This window comes from Hymenobacter guriensis (assembly GCF_015773195.1).
GTDB classification, from domain to species: domain Bacteria; phylum Bacteroidota; class Bacteroidia; order Cytophagales; family Hymenobacteraceae; genus Hymenobacter; species Hymenobacter guriensis.
In genome coordinates, this window is record NZ_JADWYK010000011.1 from 57668 (window position 1) to 74048 (window position 16381).

The following is a 16381-nucleotide window of genomic DNA, read 5'->3' on the forward strand; positions in this document are numbered from 1 at the left end:
AAGTATCACTTACTAACTGGTTTCGGCTCCCGATCTTCTCGTTCGTTGAGGCCAATACGCTGCCAGCCCGGCACATCGGCCATGCCCACATAGCCGATTTCTTCCTGGACCAGCGGATGGGCGTAGTAGTTTTCGGTTAGCTCCGCCAGCAAATCCTCGAAAAAACGGTTTTGCGGAACGGTATTCCAGTTGTCGCCCAGCGCGGTGCCAGCGGCCACTTGCTTCAGCACTGCATCTTGCTCAGCCTCACTCAGGTCTATAAACAGCTGCTGAAACTGCGCCTGTGCCGCTTGGTTGATGCCACCTAGCCCCAGCCGGAAGGCTTCCCGGTCGGGCGGCATAGCGTCATAGCGCCAACCGTCGGCCAAGCCTGCGGCCAGTCGTTTGTCAATGCCCGGCGCCAGCGCTATGGGCTCGTCTCGTTCCGGCTGCGGGAAGATGCGGGCCGCCACGGCTTCCAATAAGGCATACGTGGCAGGGTCAAAAAACTGCGGCTCGTAGCCAGTGGTTGAAACCAACCGGGCTTCCAGCGCTGCGCGAGTAGCGGGCGTTACGAGGTCGGTGGAGAGTAGGGCGCGCACGGTGCCTGCGGGATACTGCGGCATAGCAAAGAATAGTCAGCGGTAAGGACGAGCTTCTACAGTACCACCACGCTGGTTTAAAAGTTATTATATGGGCAAAAAGAAGTGCCTTTTCTCTTCGAAAAAGCACTTCTTCTCAAGGCTAGCAAACTCGTAGGCTACTGGTCGCTGCTCAGCTTTCCGCCCGTGACGTGCACCAGGGAGCCGGTCATGAACGAGCCATCCTGGGAGGCCAGTAGCACGTAGGCCGGAGCCAGCTCCTCGGGCTGCCCGGGGCGGGCCAGCGCTACCTCGTAGCCGAACTTTTCGATTTCCTCCTGTGGCATGGTGCCGGGGATGTTGGGCGTCCAGACCGGGCCGGGCACCACGCAGTTCACCCGGATGCCCCGCTCGCCCAGGTGCGTAGCCAGGCTTTTGGTGAAGGCATGAATGGCCGACTTGGTGGCCGTGTAATCAATAAGCAGCGGGTTGCCGGTGAGGCCCACAATGCTGCCGGTGTTGATGATGCAGTCATCCTTGGTGAAGTGCGGCACGGCGGCCTGGGCCATCCAGATATAGCCCAGGATGTTGGTATCGAAGGTGCGGCGAATCTGCTCTTCGGGAATGTCCTCAAACTTCTCCTGCGCCATCTGAAATGCCGCGTTGTTGACCAAGATGTTCAGCCCGCCTAGCTCGGCGCGGGTGCGGCGCACGGCCTGCCGACACTGCTCCGGGTCACGCACATCCAGCTGGAGCAGCAGGCACCGGCGCTGCTGGGCTTCTACCAGGCGCTTGGTTTCTTCGGCATCTACCTGGTTTTCGTTGAAAAGCACGGCCACGTGGGCCCCTTCCATGGCAAAAGCTACGGCCACGGCCCGACCAATTCCGGAGTCAGCCCCGGTGATAAGGGCAATCTTGTCCTGAAGCTTGCCGGCTGCCCGGTAGGTGCTGAAGTTCATGCCTGGTTGCAGCTTCATATCGGCTTGTTTGGCCGGATACGGCAGCTTCTGAGCGTTCTGCTTCATGTCCTTGGCGGTAGGGCGCTTCACGGGCTTGGGCGCTTCGGCCGAAGTCTTAGCGGCTTTTTTAGCGGCGGGCGTAGCGGCCGTTTTCGCGGGGCTGGCCGCGGTGGGCATCTTTGGGGAAGGTTTCTTGGCAGCCATTGGAGCGCAGTCAGAGTGTATAGCTCAACCATACGCAGAAACCGGGCGGGCAGTCGGGCGGGGAAAGGCGGAAAGCCCGCATTTTTTCAGGAGCGCATAGGCCTCGGCCCAAAGGCAAACGCGGGGCGCTCCTACCCCTGCGCTTCTGCCCCCCCGGCCAAGCCTAGGGCGAAACGACATAGGCTTGGCAGGGTGCGTAAAGAGAACTACAGGCACATAGCCCCCCGCACTCCTCAGTGGCTGGCAGCCAGTCATATCAGAAAAAGGCCCCTCCTGCCGGAGCAGAAAGGGCCTTTTGCCGTTGCCTGCCTAGTGCAACTGCTAGTTGCTGTACACATCATTGGCCTGCGAGACTTTCGCCTCTGCCAACGAAGGGTAGTCGATGTAGCCTTTGTCGCCGGGCACGTAGAAGGTGCTGTAATCGGGCGTGTTCAGGGCAGCCCCCTGCTGGAAACGCTCCACCAGATCGGGGTTGGCAATGAAGGGCACCCCGAAGGCAATCAGGTCGGCCTCGTTGCCGGCCAGGGCTTCTTCGGCCGTTTCCTGGGTGTAGCCGCCATTCAGGATAAACGTGCCCTGGAAGATTTTGCGCAGGTGCGCCGCCACGGCAGGTACGCCCGGCGCGGCAGCCATGGGGTGACCGGGGCGGGCTTCCACCACGTGCACGTAGGCCAGCCCGAAGCGGTTGAGCTGCTCGGTCACGTAGCTGAACGTTGCTACCGGGTCGGAGTCCTTGATGCTGCTGCTGCCCTGAGGCGCGAAGCGGATACCTACGCGGGCGGCCCCAAGCTCATCTACCACGGCCTGCACCACTTCCAGCACGAAGCGGGCGCGGTTTTCTACGCTGCCGCCATACTCGTCGGTGCGCTGGTTAGCGCCGTCCTGTAGAAACTGGTCGAGCAGATAGCCGTTGGCACCGTGGATTTCCGCTCCATCGAAGCCGGCACGCTTGGCATTGCGGGCCGCCTGACGGAACTGGTTTACCACTCCCGGAATTTCGTCCAGCTCCAGCGCCCGGGGCGTGGGCACTTCCTCGAACCCCTGGCCGGTAAAGGCTTTTGCCCCTTCAGGTTTAATGGCCGAGGGAGCTACCGGTAGCTCGCCGCCGTGGAAAGCCGGGTGCGAAACGCGGCCCACATGCCAGAGCTGAATAAAAATGCGTCCACCCGCCGCGTGTACGGCGTCGGTTACTTTTTTCCAGGCTGCTACCTGCGCTTCGGTATGAATACCGGGGGTGTTGATGTAGCCCACACCCTGGGCAGATACCTGGGCTCCTTCCGTGATGATGAGGCCCGCAGTAGCGCGCTGCACGTAGTATTCCACCGTCGAGTCGGTAGGTACGTTTTCGGGGTTGGTAGCCCGGCTGCGTGTCATCGGGGCCATTACCATGCGATTGGGCAGTTGGGTGGCACCTAGCTGGAAGGGCGTAAATAATTGGGTTGTCTGGGTCATGAGAAAAGTAGCGTGTATCAAGCCCGAGCGTGCCGGCTTGTTGGTTGGAAAGTCAGTTGCCAGTAACCCGTGTAGCTACACGAATGTTTTCAGGTCAACCGCTTTCTTTTCACTACGACTACTTTTTGCGTCTACCTCTGGTAGTTCTACCAACAAAAAAGCCCTGTATTGCAGCAATACAGGGCTTTTTTTGTACCAGAGACGGGACTCGAACCCGTACGTCCGTGAAGACAAGGGATTTTAAGTCCCTCGTGGCTACCATTACACCACTCTGGCCTGAGCAGCGGCGCTGCACAAAAATAAAAAAGGACGCTGCGTGGGCAACGTCCTTTTTTTGGAGCGGGAGACGAGGTTCGAACTCGCGACCTCGACCTTGGCAAGGTCGCGCTCTACCAACTGAGCTACTCTCGCTTGTCATCTAGGCGCCGTAGTGGCGTTTTGATGTGACAAAGGTACAACGTCTTTTCTTTCTGTCAAGCCTGCGCCCCGAAAAAAGTGCTTATTTCCCGCCATGACCGGCGTTTTTTGCTCATTTTCAGGGAGAAAATTTTCATCGCCTTCACCCATCCGCAACCTGACAGCATCCGGATCAGATCGAAAATCAATAGTAAACGGCTATGAAACCGGCTTCTTTCGGCCAGACGACAACTACTTCCCGCTGGTGGCTAGCTTCAGCTCATTGAGTTTTAGCAAGGCCTCAATTGGGGTGAGTGTGTTCACATCCAGCTTCTGCAGCAGCTCCCGCACGCGCTCCAGGGCCGGGTCGGCGGGCTCGAACATGCTGAGCTGCAAGCTCGGGCGCGGAGCATTGTGGACCGCCGCCGCGGGCTGAGCCTTGGGGCCGCGGTGGGCAGACTCTGGGGCCGCGTGACCGTTCAGCGGCACTACTTTACCCGTGGGCTCATCATCCAGGCCGGCCAGCACTTCGTCGAACTCCGTGGGCTCGTCGGTATCCAGGCCCGTAGAGGTGCGCTCCTGCTCCAGGTGGTGCATGATTTCGTTGGCGCGCAACACCACGGAGGTAGGCATGCCGGCCATGCGGGCTACATGGATGCCGAAGCTGTGCTCCGAGCCCCCTTCGCGCAGCTTGCGCAAAAACAGAATGCGGCCATCGGCTTCCTTCACGGCCACGTTGTAGTTGCGCACCCGCGGGCAGTCGTCGGCCAGCTGGTTGAGCTCGTGGTAGTGGGTGGCGAAGAGCGTTTTAGCGCGGGCCTTGGGTGAGTTGTGCAGGTGCTCCACAATGGCCCAGGCGATGCTGATGCCGTCGTAGGTGCTGGTGCCCCGCCCAATCTCGTCCATCAGTACCAGGCTGCGGTCGGAGAGGTTGTTGAGGATGCTGGCCGTTTCCGTCATCTCCACCATAAAGGTGCTTTCGCCCTTGCTCAGATTGTCGGAAGCGCCTACGCGGGTAAAAATCTTGTCGATGACGCCCACGTGGGCCGCATCGGCGGGCACAAAGGAGCCGATCTGGGCCAAGAGCACAATCAGGGCCGTCTGGCGCAGCAGGGCCGATTTGCCAGCCATGTTGGGGCCGGTTATCACCACAATCTGCTGATCTTCCTGGTCTAGGCGGATGTCGTTGGGAATGTACTGCTCGCCGGGGGGCAGCTGGCGCTCAATCACGGGGTGGCGGCCGGCAGTGATGTCGAGCGTGGTGCTGTCGTCCACTACCGGCTTCACGTAGCGGTGCTGGCGGGCTGTGGCCGCGAATGAGGCCAGGCAGTCGGCCACCCCGATGGCGCGGGCGTTCTGCTGAATCTGGGCCACATATTCGGCCGCAAACAGCACCAGGTCGTTGTAGATGTTCTGCTCGATAACGAACAGGCGCTCCTCGGCGTGCAGGATCTTTTCCTCGTAGGTTTTCAGCTCCTCGGTGATATAGCGCTCCGCATTCACCAGGGTCTGCTTTCGAATCCACGACGCGGGCACCTTGTCTTTGTGCGCGTTCGTCACTTCCAGGTAGTAGCCGAACACTTTGTTGTAGGCCACTTTCAGTGACGAAATGCCGGTTTCCTGCACGGCCCGCTGCTGGAGCTGGAAGAGGTAGTCCTTGCCCGAAAACGCCATGGCCCGTAGCTCATCCAGCTCCTGGTCCACGCCGTCGTTGAGCACGCCGCCCTGGTTGGTAAGGATGGGGGCATCGGGCCGGATCTTGGCCTGGATTTCGTCGCGCAGGGCGGCGCAGGGGTTGAGCTGATCGGCCAGCTTCTGCAGGGCCCGGATGCCCGAGGCGGCCAATTCCGCCCGAATAGGTCCGATAGCGTCGAGGGCGCGGGCCAACTGCGTAAGCTCGCGCGGATTGATGCGGCGCACGGCCACCTTGGAAATAAGCCGCTCCAGGTCGCCGATCTGGCGCAGGTGCTGGAGCAGGTTTTCCAGCAGCTCGGGCGTCTGCAGCAGGGCTTCCACCGTATCGAGGCGGCGCTGAATCTGAGCGGGTTCCTTGAGGGGCAGCACCACCCATTTGCGCAGCAGGCGGGCCCCCATCGGCGTCACCGTCTGGTCGAGAATGTCGATGAGAGGTACGCCGCCGGGGTGCTGGGCCTGCACCAGCTCCAGGTTGCGCACCGTAAACCGGTCGAGCCACACGTACTTGTCTTCCTCCAGGCGCCCGATGCTGCCGATATGGCCCACGTCGGTGTGCTTGGTTTCGGCCAGGTAGTGCAGGATGCAGCCCGCGGCCGTGATGCCCTCGCGCAGCCCGTCGATGCCGAAGCCCTTGAGCGACGTGGTATTGAAGTGACGCGTAAGCTGGTCGTGGCCGTAGTCGAAGCCGAACACCCACTCATCCAGGGCAAAATGGCAGAAGTCGGGGCCGAAGTTTTCCTCGAACTCACGGCGGCTTTTTTTGCAGAACAGCACCTCGGCCGGCTGGAAGTTCTGCAGCAGCTTACCCAGGTAGTCGATGGTGCCCTGGGCCACCAGAAACTCGCCGGTGCTGATATCCAGAAAGCTTATGCCGGCTTCCTGCTTGCCGAAATGCACGGCGCAGAGGTAGTTGTTGCTTTTGCGCTCCAGCACGTTGTCGTGCAGGCTCACGCCGGGCGTGACAAGCTCCGTGATGCCGCGCTTGACGAGGCCTTTGGCCAGTTTAGGGTCTTCGAGCTGGTCGCAGATGGCCACGCGCTGGCCGGCACGCACCAGCTTGGGCAGGTAGTTGTCGAGGGCGTGGTGGGGAAAGCCGGCCAGGGGCGTTTCGGAGGCGGTGCCGGCGCCGCGCTTGGTGAGCGTGATATCGAGGATGCGCGAAGCCGTAACGGCATCCTCCCCGAAGGTTTCGTAGAAGTCGCCCACCCGAAACAACAGCACTGCGCCGGGGTGCGTCTGCTTGAGCTGGTAGTATTGCTTCATCAGCGGCGTATCGGACACGGGGGCGGGCCCTAGTGTGCCGTGCGTGCGGACGGGCTTTTTGTCGGGGTCGGCGGATTTGGTTTTCACTGGAAGCAGAAATACGGAAATGAGGGGCAGTAACGGCCCTAACCTGTCATCCTGGAGGGGAAAAAAAAAGAACAGGTGAAGGGAGCCGCACAGGCCAAACAGCCGCCACCCGGCCCGGCGTTCCTACCTTTGCGGCCATGCGCAAACTCTCGATGGAGGAGCTGAACCGGCTGACGGTGGCAGACTTCAAAAATACGCGAAAATTCCCCCTCACCCTAGTGCTCGACAACGTGCGCAGCCTGCACAACGTGGGCGCGGCCTTCCGCACGGCCGACGCTTTTGCCATCGAAAAAATATGGCTCTGCGGCATCACAGGCCGCCCGCCGCACCGCGAAATCACCAAAACGGCTCTGGGCTCTACCGACTCGGTGGTGTGGGAATACGCGCCCACTACGCTGGAGGCCTTGCAGCAGCTGAAAGCGGCCGGCTACGCGCTGGTAGCCGTGGAGCAGACCACCAACAGCCAGCCGCTGCCCGTGTTTGTGGTGGAGCCGGGCCGGCCCTATGCCCTGGTGATGGGCAACGAAGTATTCGGGGTGGAAGACGAAGTGCTGGCTTTTTGCGACGCGGCGGTGGAGATTCCGCAGTTCGGCACCAAGCACAGCCTGAATGTGAGCGTGGCGGCCGGCGTGGTGCTGTGGGACTTCATCAGCAAGATGGGCTGGGCCCTGAACGAGGCGTAGCCCAACCTTGCCTACATACAAAGGGCCGCCTCCTTCTGGAAGCGGCCCTTTGTAGTAAACAGCCTGATGGGTTACTTCTGCACCATCACGCGCTTGGTCAGCACATCGGCGCCCGTGCCCAGGCTTACCAAGTACAGGCCGTTAGCGAGGCCGCCCAGGTCGATGGTTTCGTGGAGCTGTCCGGGCGTTTCGCGCACGGCCTTGCGTAGCACTTCCTGGCCCAGTACGTTGCGCACCACTACCTGCAGGCCCGGGGTGGCTTTGGCCAGGCGAGCCTGCACCGTGAACCGGCCGGAAGTGGGGTTGGGGAATACACTGAAGCCCCCAGTTGCCTGGAGCTCGTCGGCTACGCCGGTCACGGCATCCTGAATGCGTAGGTTGTCAATGGCCCAGCCCCAGCCGTGGGCACCAGCATCGGCGAAGAGGCGAAAGCGCAGCTGCACCACGTCGCCGCCGGCAAACTGGTTGCGCAGATTCAATAACCGGGACCGAAACAGCGTGGGGGTACCCACGGCAGTAGAGTTGTCGCCGCTTATGCTACTATTGTAGGCCGTGCGCCAGACGGCACTGGCCCGGGAATCGTAACCGTTAGCCAGCGGCACCCACGTGGTGCCATTTTCACTGCCTTCTACTACCACGTAGTCAAAGAAGTCGGGAGAGCCGAAAACGGAGCCGGTTGCCCCGGGTTCCACCAGCACTATCTCATCAAATCTTACCGTGGCTTCGGCCTTTGCTTCGCGAACCTTGATGGGCACCAGCAGTTGATAAATGAAGTTGCTTTCGCTGTTGGGTCCAGCGCCGTCGGGGTAAGGGTGCAGGGAGTGAATGGCCGGGCTGCTAAACCCATCGGGCTGGGTTATGGAAAAACCATTGCCCACAAAATCCAGGGGCGAGTTGCTATCCAGCTGGTTGCTGTACGACACCTGGGCTTCCTTCAGCTTCACGATTGAAAGGGTGTAGGTAGGCGTGCTGGTGGTATTGCGGGCGGCGGCCACATCTTCGGCCACGATACGGTAAGTGACTATATCTCCGGCTTTGATATCCCCCGCCGCACCTAGCAGGCCGGTGTAGGTGAATTCATCGGTTTTGGCGAGTGTAATAGCCGGGCGGGCTACGCCATTCACACTATACTCAACTTCCACTTTGCTGATGCCGATGTTGTCATCGGCAAGCGCTACTATTTGATACGGCAACTCCGACTCGAATAGAAAAGACGGCGCTTCATGGGCTACTTCGGGCACCGTTTTATCGGGGCCTACCCGGAACTCGTAGCGCGGCTCGCCCTCCACGCCGGGGGCTGCTTTGCCCGGGGCCAGGTACGTGCGGCCTGTTTCCTGGTCGGCCACGGATAAGGCGTAGCGCACCGTGGCACCCAGGCCAGGGTTTGGAATGGTGGCGGAGTACTCGTTGGCGTTGCCGTTGGCAGTTAGGCTTACTGTGGCGTTGGTGCCGCCATTGATGGAGTACACCAGCTTAGCAGAACCGGCCTGCACGGTGCCGTCGCTCTTGATGATGGCTTTCACAACGAAGTCCTGCGCGGTTTCCGTGTCGCGTAAAGGAGTATGATGGATAGTAGTGGCAAACCACCCCATTTCATCAAACATCTTCAGCACCAGCGGCCCGGGGCTGTGAATAGCTTCGGCGGCGCCAATCTGAGGCGACATCAGGGAATTTACATTACTGGCCGGGTATAGGTTCTCATCCAGGTGAGCTACGCTGGAGCCGGCCTCAAACGTAGCCGGAGCATACAGTTTAGGCCGGTTGTTGCCATTGACGGCGCGGGCCAGGGGGCTATCGAAAAACAGCTCCTTGCTGGTAATCTGCTGCGCTAGAGCCTCCGAAGGGTTCGGGAAGATGGTTTTATCCACCAGGCGCTGCTCGGCCGCATTTTCCACAAACGTATCATATACCACGGGCAACGAGCTGTAGCCATGGCTGCCCTCCCCTTCCTGCACATCCATGGCATCTACAAAGCCCAAGCCGTGACCCAGCTCGTGCAGCACCACCGTTACCAGATCATACTGGCCGGCCGGCGTTTTGCCATCGGTACCCAGATACCAGTTGAACGTGCTGCTGAAGCGGGCTTCTATATCCGCCTCGCTGGGGGCATTGAGTTGTTCGCCGGACAGCTTCTCGGCCAGGGCCACCGGGTACCACACATTGCTTTGCAGCACTCCATCCACATTGCGGTAATAAGTAGACGGCCCTGCTGAGCCCAACACCCCCTCGGCCAGCGGCGTCCAGTTGGCATTGATGTGTATCGGCACCTCACTTTTCAGCAGCGAAGCCCAAATATCTACTGCATACTGAAAAGCCTCCTTGGCGGCGGGAGTGAACCCCGTGTAAGTGACGGTGACGTTGGCAGCGTCAATACCACGGCCTTTCAGGGCCCGGACCCGCAGGAACTGCTCGGGCGGTGCTACCCGGGTGAACGTGTTTTGCCGGGAGGCATAGCAAACAGTGCGGCGCGCGGGGACAGAAGCTGGCTTTAGGTCCTGGGCATTGCTGCTATAGACGCTGGCCGCAGACAGGCCAGCAAGAAGTAAGAGTGTTTTCATTGAAATTTCCAAAGTGTGTAGCGTCCCTGGATGCCTTAGAAGCATCCCCAACAAGTGAAGCCGCCGCAAAAAACCGCATTTTTCTACAAGGTACAGTTCCTGAGCCCGCTCGGCCAAGCAATTAGTAAGCGCGTCCCTCTAAAATTAACCTTGTATATTTATTTTCTAACCTGTTGCCAACTTTCATTCGTTCCCGTGAAAACACTTTTTACCAGCCTTTGCGCAGCCACGCTTCTGGGCCTGGCAACCCCCGCAGCGCTGTACGCCCAAGCGCCGGCCGCCAAAGCCCAGCAGTACCTCACCGCGCACTACACTCAGCTCGGCCTACAGCCCGCCGACGTACAGGACCCGGCCGTGACGGATGCCTATATAGACGAAGCCACCGGCCTGACCCACGTGTACCTGCGCCAGCAGCACCAGGGCCTGCCGGTGCTGGGCACGGAAATGGGTCTGCATTTCGATGCCCAGGGCAACCTGCTAACCCGCACCGGCCGCTTCGTGGCCGACCTGGCGCACAAGGCTCCGGCAGCCACAGCCAGCCTTTCGGGAATAGAAGCCACGCTGGCGGCAGCTCAAAAGCTGCACCTTACCCCTGCGGCTCTGAAGGTAGTTTCCACCGCTCAAAGCCGCTCGGCCCGCCTTACGCTCCGGGACGAAGCCTTGTCCAAGGAAGACATTCCCGTAACCCTGATGTACTCGCTCGGCGACGACAACCAGGTACACCTACTCTGGGAAGTAACCCTGCACCCGCCGCGCAGCAAGCAGCAGTGGCACATGCTGGTGGATGCGACAACCGGCCGCGTTGTACAGCAACACGACCGGAACAAGCACGAGAAGCTGCTGCCCCCCGCTCCCTCCGCGGTAGATCAGCTGGCTACTCCACCCCCGACGCAGAGCAGCCGCCCCAGCGCCGATAATGCCAGCTACACCGTATTTGCTATTCCCACCGAAGGCCCGTCGTTTGGAGGACGCACCACCGTGCGCAACCCGGCGGATGTGCAGGCCTCACCCTACGGCTGGCACGATACCAATGGCACCGCCGGAGCGGAGTTTACTACCACGCGGGGTAATAATGCCCAGGCATACGTGCTCGATGCCAATAGCCGCCCGGCCTATTTCAGTGGTGGCACCAGTCTGGCATTCAACCCGGCTTACGACATGCAGAAGTCACTCGCCGATAATCGTGATGCGGCCGTGGTGAATCTGTTTTACATGAATAACATCATGCACGATGTTTTCTACCACTATGGGTTCCGGGAGGAAAGCGGCAACTTTCAAATCAAAAACTACACGGGCAAAGGCCGAAGCAACGATGCCATCCGGGCAATAGCACAGGATCCGGAGGATGTTTACAATGCCTATTTCGTGCCCAGCGTAGATGGCACCTCCCCGCAGATGCACATGTTCATGTGGCCGGCTCCCAACCCGACGACGATGAAGGTGACCAGCCCGGCTTCCATTGCCGATACGTACCCGGCTGCTACCAGCGCTATTGGTCCGGCCCTGCCGCCTACCACGCCCTTAACGGGCAAAGTAGTATTGGTAAACGATGGCAGCGCCACGCCCACGCTGGCCTGCAGTGGTATACTTACCAATGCCAGCGCCGTGAAAGGCAACATTGCTCTGCTGGACCGCGGCGACTGTGAGTTCATCGAAAAGGTGCGGACGGCTCAGACTGCCGGCGCCATTGCCGTTATCGTTATCAATAACGTAGCGAATGAGCTCATCACCATGAGCGGAGATGAGCAATTCGACATTCCCAGCCTGAACATCACGCTGGCCGCCGGCGAGCTACTGAAGGCGCGCCTGAAAGCCGGTGAAACTGTTACGGTAGAGCTGCTCAGCCCGCCCAAAAAGTACGTTGACCGAGATGGGTCTTTCGACAACGTGATTGTTTCTCATGAGTACACCCACGGCATCACCACCCGGCTTACCGGTGGCCCGTCTACCGCTGGCTGCCTGGAAAATGATGAGAACATGGGCGAGGGCTGGAGCGACTTTGTTGCCCTGTGGCTTACCACCCGGCCTGGCGACAAGGCCACTACCCCGCGGAGCGTAGGAACTTACGCGGTGGGGGAAGCTACCGATGGCGAGGGGATTCGCCTCAAGCTCTACACCACCGACATCACCGTCAACGATTATACCTACGCCATTATCGGCAACCCGTATGATGAGACGCACGACATCGGCGAGGTGTGGGCCACCGTTCTGTGGGACCTGAACTGGGCCATGATTGAGCGCTACGGCTACGATGCCGACGTATACCGGGGCACCGGCGGCAACAACAAAGCCATGCAACTGGTGATGGAAGCGCTGAAGCTGCAACCCTGCAGCCCTGGCTTCCTCGATGGCCGCGACGCTATTCTGGCCGCCGACAAAGCCCTGTATAAATCAGCCAACGAGGACCTGATATGGCGCGTGTTTGCCCGCCGCGGCATGGGTACCGATGCTGTACAGGGAAGCAGCAAATCGGTGAAAGACAACAAGGCAGGCTTTGCCGTGCCAGCCGCGCTGGCCACCAAGGCTACCCTGAGTGCCGCCTCGGTGGAAGTGTATCCGAACCCGGCCAATGACGTGCTCACGGTCCGGACGTTTGGCCTTAGTGCCGCCCCGGTGCAGGTAGAAGTGCTGTCGGTGGTAGGGTCCCTGCTGCGCACTGTTTCCGTTTCGGCGGCCCAGGCGCAGGCCGGCACTACCCTCGACCTGAGCCAGCTGGCCAATGGCGTATATATGGTGCGCGTCACCACGCCGCAGGGCACGCTCACCAAAAAGGTGATGGTGCGCCACTAACCTGTTCATTACTCTTTTCAAAAACCCGCCTGACTGACTGTTGGGCGGGTTTTTCTATGGCTCCGCATGACAACGCATTACACCGTACTAGAGGTTGGGGAGCAGGCGTCGGCAACTGAAATCCGGCGGGCCTACCTGCGGCTGGTGCAGCTTACCCACCCCGACCGCACCCCGGACCCCGCCGCCCATCAGCGCTATCTGGCCGTCAATGAAGCCTACGAAACGCTTTCGGACCCTATCCGTCGGCAGCGCTATGATCTGGCGTTGCAGCGGGCCCGCCAGCCAACAGCTGCAGCAGCGCCCCCACCTGCCTCCCCCGATCCTCGGGCACAGCGGGCCCCGCCCCCGGTAGCATTTGGGCGCCGGACTAGAATCCGTGTTCGTCAGGCATTCGACTACGGTGCCTATGCCGGTCGTGCCCGGCGCTGGTGCCAGATACTGCTGCTGCTGCCGGTCCTTATCCTGGCCGATTACTTTCTGCTCCGTAGAGACGTGCAGGCAGCCTTCCTCTCGCTCGACGACCGCACAGCCCAGGAGTCTGTCGAGCCGGACAGCCACTTGGTGGGCACCTCCCATGGGCACTTCATCACCCCGACCGACATTCCCCTCACCACTGCATACCTGCAGCTGCGGATTTCGCCGCTTTGCCGTTTCGTATTTGCGGCGCGGCTGCCCGACGGCACGCCCCTGCCGGTACGCAATGGACCCAGTGTTCTGGTTTTTTTCAGCGGCCTGCTGGTACTTCTGGCCGCTGCCGGCTGGGCCGTCCACAGCCCGATGGCGCGTGTGAACCTGGCTATTATTGCTTCGATGGTGGCGCTGCTTGTGGTGCTGATGCTACTCAAACACCTATAAGAAAAGGCCCGCAACACGTTGTTGCGGGCCTTTTCTTTTGCTGAGTTTATTAGCTGCTAATCGAAGCGGGAGTCGCGGAGCTGCACAGGGTCAGCCTTTTTGCGCAGGCGCATGTTCAGCACTTCCACTATCAGGGAGAAGAACATGGCGAAGTAGATATAGCCTTTCTCGATTTCCTTGTGGAAGGCTTCCATCACCAGCATCACCCCAATCATAATCAGGAATGAGAGAGCCAGCATTTTGATGGTGGGGTTGCGGTTTACGAAATCGGCCACGACGCCCGAGAAAATTAGCATTACCCCCATCGAGAGGATAACAGCCAGAATCATGATCAGCACGTTATCAACCAGCCCAACGGCCGTCAGGATAGAGTCAAAGCTGAACACGATGTCGATGAGCACAATCTGCACGATGATGCCGCCCATCGACTTGTAGACGGTGCCACCAGCCTCGGTTTCTTCCTCGCCCTGCAGCTTGGTGTGGATTTCGGTGGTGCTTTTGCCAATCAGGAACAGCCCCCCGATCAGCAGGATAATATCCCGGCCCGTCACGCCAAAGTCGTGGTCGGCCCACGGCACATCCAGGTGGAACAGCGGCGCCTTCAGCCCCACAATCCAGGAAATACTCATCAGCAGCAGGATGCGGATAACCAGCGCCAGCACCAGCCCGATGGTACGTCCGCGCTTTTGCTGGGACGGGTCGAGGCGGTTGACAATGATGGAAATGAAGATGATGTTGTCGATGCCGAGCACGATTTCCATGAACGTGAGCGTCAGCAGGCTCACCCAGGTTTGCGTTTCGGAAAAAACAGAAAGGTCGAACATGTATGGAAAAGATGAGATGACAGGAACCAGGTGATGAATGGAAAGAGGCGGAACGATAGGCAAGCACGGTTACTTCGCTTGGGTGTCGCCTGTCAGCTCATCACGACTTCATATTCACAAACTGCAGGGGCTGGCCTACCTCGGCGCGGCGGACGGCGGCAATAGCTGCCTGCAGATCGTCGATTTTCTTGGCCGTGACGCGCACCTGGTCGTCCTGCATCTGCGCTTCCACCTTCACCTTGGCATCCTTGATGGCCTTGATGATTTTACGCCCCACTTCCTTGTCGACGCCGGCGCGCACTTTCACGGTTTTCTTCACCAGGGCGCCGCTGGGTAGCTCCTCTTCCGAAAAGTCGAGCACGGTTCCATCAATGCCTTGCTTCACAACGCGCGTGAGCAGAATGTGCTCCAGGGCCTGAATACGCATGGAGTTTTCGGAGGAAAGCAGAATGGTGTTGGCCTTTTTATCCAGCTCGATGCCGCCTTTCGTGTCGCGCAGGTCGTAGCGGGTCTGGAGTTCCTTTTTGGCCGTGTTCACGGCATTTTCCAGGGTTTGCGGATCAACTTTGCTGACGATATCGAAGGAGGCCATGGGCAGAAGCAGAGAAAGGAAAGAATATCTTGCGACAGGGAAGCGCCAAAGGTAGGAGTTTGACCGCACGCACGGCCACTTTTGGCGCCCGGTGCGCTTTCCTGTCTTCAACGTGAACTACCCCTATGCGCGTTACTACGCCCCAGCTCCCGGCAGAATGGGCGGCCTACTACCAGCTTCGCTACGAGGTGCTGCGCCAGCCCTGGCAGCAGCCTCCCGGCTCGGAGCGCGCCCCCGACGACGATGCGCCCGGCACCGTGCACGCCGTGGCGCTGGCCGATGACGGCGCGGTCATTGGCGTGGGCCGGCTGCACGCCGCTACGGCTACGCAGGCCCAGGTGCGCTTTATGGCGGTGCACCCGGCCTGGCAGGGAAAGGGTGTGGGCGGGGCAGTGCTGACGTATCTGGAGAAAGAAGGCCGGCAGCGGGGCCTGGCGGAATGTGTGCTGCACGCCCGGGCGGCGGCGGTGCCGTTCTATGAGCGGGCGGGCTACGCGGTAGTGGCGCCTTCGCACACGCTGTTCGGCAGCGTACCGCACTTTCTCATGCGCAAGGAGCTTTAGAACCGCTCCCGCCCGCGCCACAGGTCGAAGTACAGCTTGAAGTCGCCGCGCAGGGAAAACCACGGGTGCTGGAAGGTGGCAGGCCGGTTGTGCTCCACAAAAAAGTGTCCGACCCAGGCCAGCCCGTAGGCTGCTACCACGCCCCACAGCAACAGGACTGGCTTTAGCAGCACCAGCGCCGCCACGGCACCCACCAGAAACAGCGACGTACCCACGAAGTGCAGAACGCGGGTGCCCCGCTGCTGGTGGTCACGCAGATAGCGCGGATAAAACTCGGCGAAGGTGAGGGGCAGGGCGGACATGGCAGAAGTCTTTACCCAAAGAAGCCTAACTTTTCGGTCAAAGTCCAATCTTCTTGCCTCTGCCCTACATGGAATCCCTGCCCGACGTGGCCACGCTGGTGGCCATCTACAACCAAATGAACCAGTACGGCCGCACCAACGGCATGAGCCTGCACCTGCTCAGCCCCGGCCAGGTGGAATATACCATGACCGTGCTGCCCGAGCATCTGTCTTCGCCCGGCACCTGCCACGGCGGCGTGCTGGCCGGCCTGATGGATGCCGCTCTGGGCGCGGCGGCCCTGTCCCTGGCCTTCACGGAAGGCGAGCTGGTTTCTACCGTCGAGTTCAAAATCAATTACCTGCAACCTGTGCGGCTGCACGACCAGCTGGTGGGCCGCGCCCACGTCGTGCACAGCGGCAAAAGCCTGGTAGTAGCCGATGGCGACATCTTCTGCGCCACCCGGGAGGTGGTGGTTGCCCGCGGGCTGGGCACCTTCAACCGCTACCCCGCCACCAAGCGCGACTTCCACGATCTGCTTTTTCCCAGTGAGTGAATCACTCAATAAAAAAACGCCGGCTTGCCTGGTAAACAGGCAGCCGGCGTTTTTTCAGGGCCGAA

General features: G+C 60.2%; 13 protein-coding genes and 2 tRNA genes. 5 read left to right on the forward strand and 10 right to left on the reverse strand.

The annotated features are described in order from the left end of the window. Window positions 1-5: 5 nt before the first annotated feature. The 6 genes from I5L79_RS16620 to mutS all read right to left on the reverse strand — a co-directional run bounded on the left by I5L79_RS16620 (window position 6) and on the right by mutS (window position 6529). Window positions 6-605, reverse strand: coding sequence for a gluconate 2-dehydrogenase subunit 3 family protein (locus tag I5L79_RS16620; RefSeq protein ID WP_196956198.1), 600 nt, complete (start codon window positions 603-605; stop codon window positions 6-8). 134 nt (window positions 606-739) lie between these two features. Then, the gene (locus tag I5L79_RS16625; RefSeq protein WP_196956199.1) at window positions 740-1723 is read right to left on the reverse strand and encodes an SDR family oxidoreductase; all 984 of its coding nucleotides are present in this window, start codon (window positions 1721-1723) and stop codon (window positions 740-742) included. 321 nt (window positions 1724-2044) lie between these two features. After that, window positions 2045-3175, reverse strand: coding sequence for an alkene reductase (locus I5L79_RS16630; RefSeq protein WP_196956200.1), 1131 nt, complete (start codon window positions 3173-3175; stop codon window positions 2045-2047). Window positions 3176-3368: 193 nt separating this feature from the next. Then, window positions 3369-3451: transfer RNA gene (locus tag I5L79_RS16635), tRNA-Leu, on the reverse strand. 59 nt (window positions 3452-3510) lie between these two features. Continuing rightward, a tRNA-Gly gene (locus I5L79_RS16640) sits at window positions 3511-3586 on the reverse strand. A 237-nt stretch (window positions 3587-3823) separates the two neighbouring features. Then, on the reverse strand, window positions 3824-6529 hold the full coding sequence (gene mutS / locus I5L79_RS16645; protein ID WP_231403171.1) for a DNA mismatch repair protein MutS: 2706 nt from the start codon (window positions 6527-6529) through the stop codon (window positions 3824-3826). A gap of 224 nt (window positions 6530-6753) precedes the next feature. On the opposite strand from mutS, the gene I5L79_RS16650 reads away from it, so the two are divergent. After that, window positions 6754-7299 carry an RNA methyltransferase gene (locus I5L79_RS16650; protein WP_196956202.1) on the forward strand — a complete coding sequence of 182 codons (546 nt, stop codon included), beginning with the start codon at window positions 6754-6756 and terminating at the stop codon, window positions 7297-7299. A gap of 71 nt (window positions 7300-7370) precedes the next feature. Here I5L79_RS16650 and I5L79_RS16655 read toward each other — a convergent pair whose 3' ends face one another. Continuing rightward, a complete protein-coding gene (locus tag I5L79_RS16655) occupies window positions 7371-9857 on the reverse strand; it encodes a T9SS type A sorting domain-containing protein (RefSeq protein WP_196956203.1) in 2487 nt (828 codons plus the stop codon). A 195-nt stretch (window positions 9858-10052) separates the two neighbouring features. Here I5L79_RS16655 and I5L79_RS16660 point away from each other — a divergent pair, with 195 nt between their 5' ends. Together I5L79_RS16660 and I5L79_RS16665 are read left to right on the forward strand one after the other, a co-directional pair. Continuing rightward, window positions 10053-12647, forward strand: coding sequence for a M36 family metallopeptidase (locus I5L79_RS16660; protein ID WP_196956204.1), 2595 nt, complete (start codon window positions 10053-10055; stop codon window positions 12645-12647). A 66-nt stretch (window positions 12648-12713) separates the two neighbouring features. Then, complete coding sequence (locus tag I5L79_RS16665; protein ID WP_196956205.1) at window positions 12714-13502, forward strand: J domain-containing protein; 789 nt, start codon at window positions 12714-12716, stop codon at window positions 13500-13502. Window positions 13503-13558: 56 nt separating this feature from the next. Here the strand turns inward: I5L79_RS16665 and I5L79_RS16670 are convergent, their stop codons facing one another. Both I5L79_RS16670 and I5L79_RS16675 read right to left on the reverse strand, forming a co-directional pair. Next, a complete protein-coding gene (locus I5L79_RS16670; RefSeq protein WP_196956206.1) occupies window positions 13559-14326 on the reverse strand; it encodes a TerC family protein in 768 nt (255 codons plus the stop codon). Between the two features lie 100 nt (window positions 14327-14426). After that, on the reverse strand, window positions 14427-14918 hold the full coding sequence (locus I5L79_RS16675) for a YajQ family cyclic di-GMP-binding protein (RefSeq protein WP_196956207.1): 492 nt from the start codon (window positions 14916-14918) through the stop codon (window positions 14427-14429). Window positions 14919-15043: 125 nt separating this feature from the next. On the opposite strand from I5L79_RS16675, the gene I5L79_RS16680 reads away from it, so the two are divergent. Next, a complete protein-coding gene (locus I5L79_RS16680) occupies window positions 15044-15481 on the forward strand; it encodes a GNAT family N-acetyltransferase (RefSeq protein WP_196956208.1) in 438 nt (145 codons plus the stop codon). Here I5L79_RS16680 and I5L79_RS16685 read toward each other — a convergent pair. After that, complete coding sequence (locus tag I5L79_RS16685; RefSeq protein ID WP_196956209.1) at window positions 15478-15783, reverse strand: DUF962 domain-containing protein; 306 nt, start codon at window positions 15781-15783, stop codon at window positions 15478-15480. The two genes, I5L79_RS16680 and I5L79_RS16685, sit on opposite strands and share 4 nt — an antisense overlap. Window positions 15784-15851: 68 nt before the next feature. Here I5L79_RS16685 and I5L79_RS16690 point away from each other — a divergent pair, with 68 nt between their 5' ends. After that, on the forward strand, window positions 15852-16316 hold the full coding sequence (locus I5L79_RS16690; protein ID WP_196956210.1) for a PaaI family thioesterase: 465 nt from the start codon (window positions 15852-15854) through the stop codon (window positions 16314-16316). The last annotated feature ends 65 nt before the right edge of the window (window positions 16317-16381 follow it).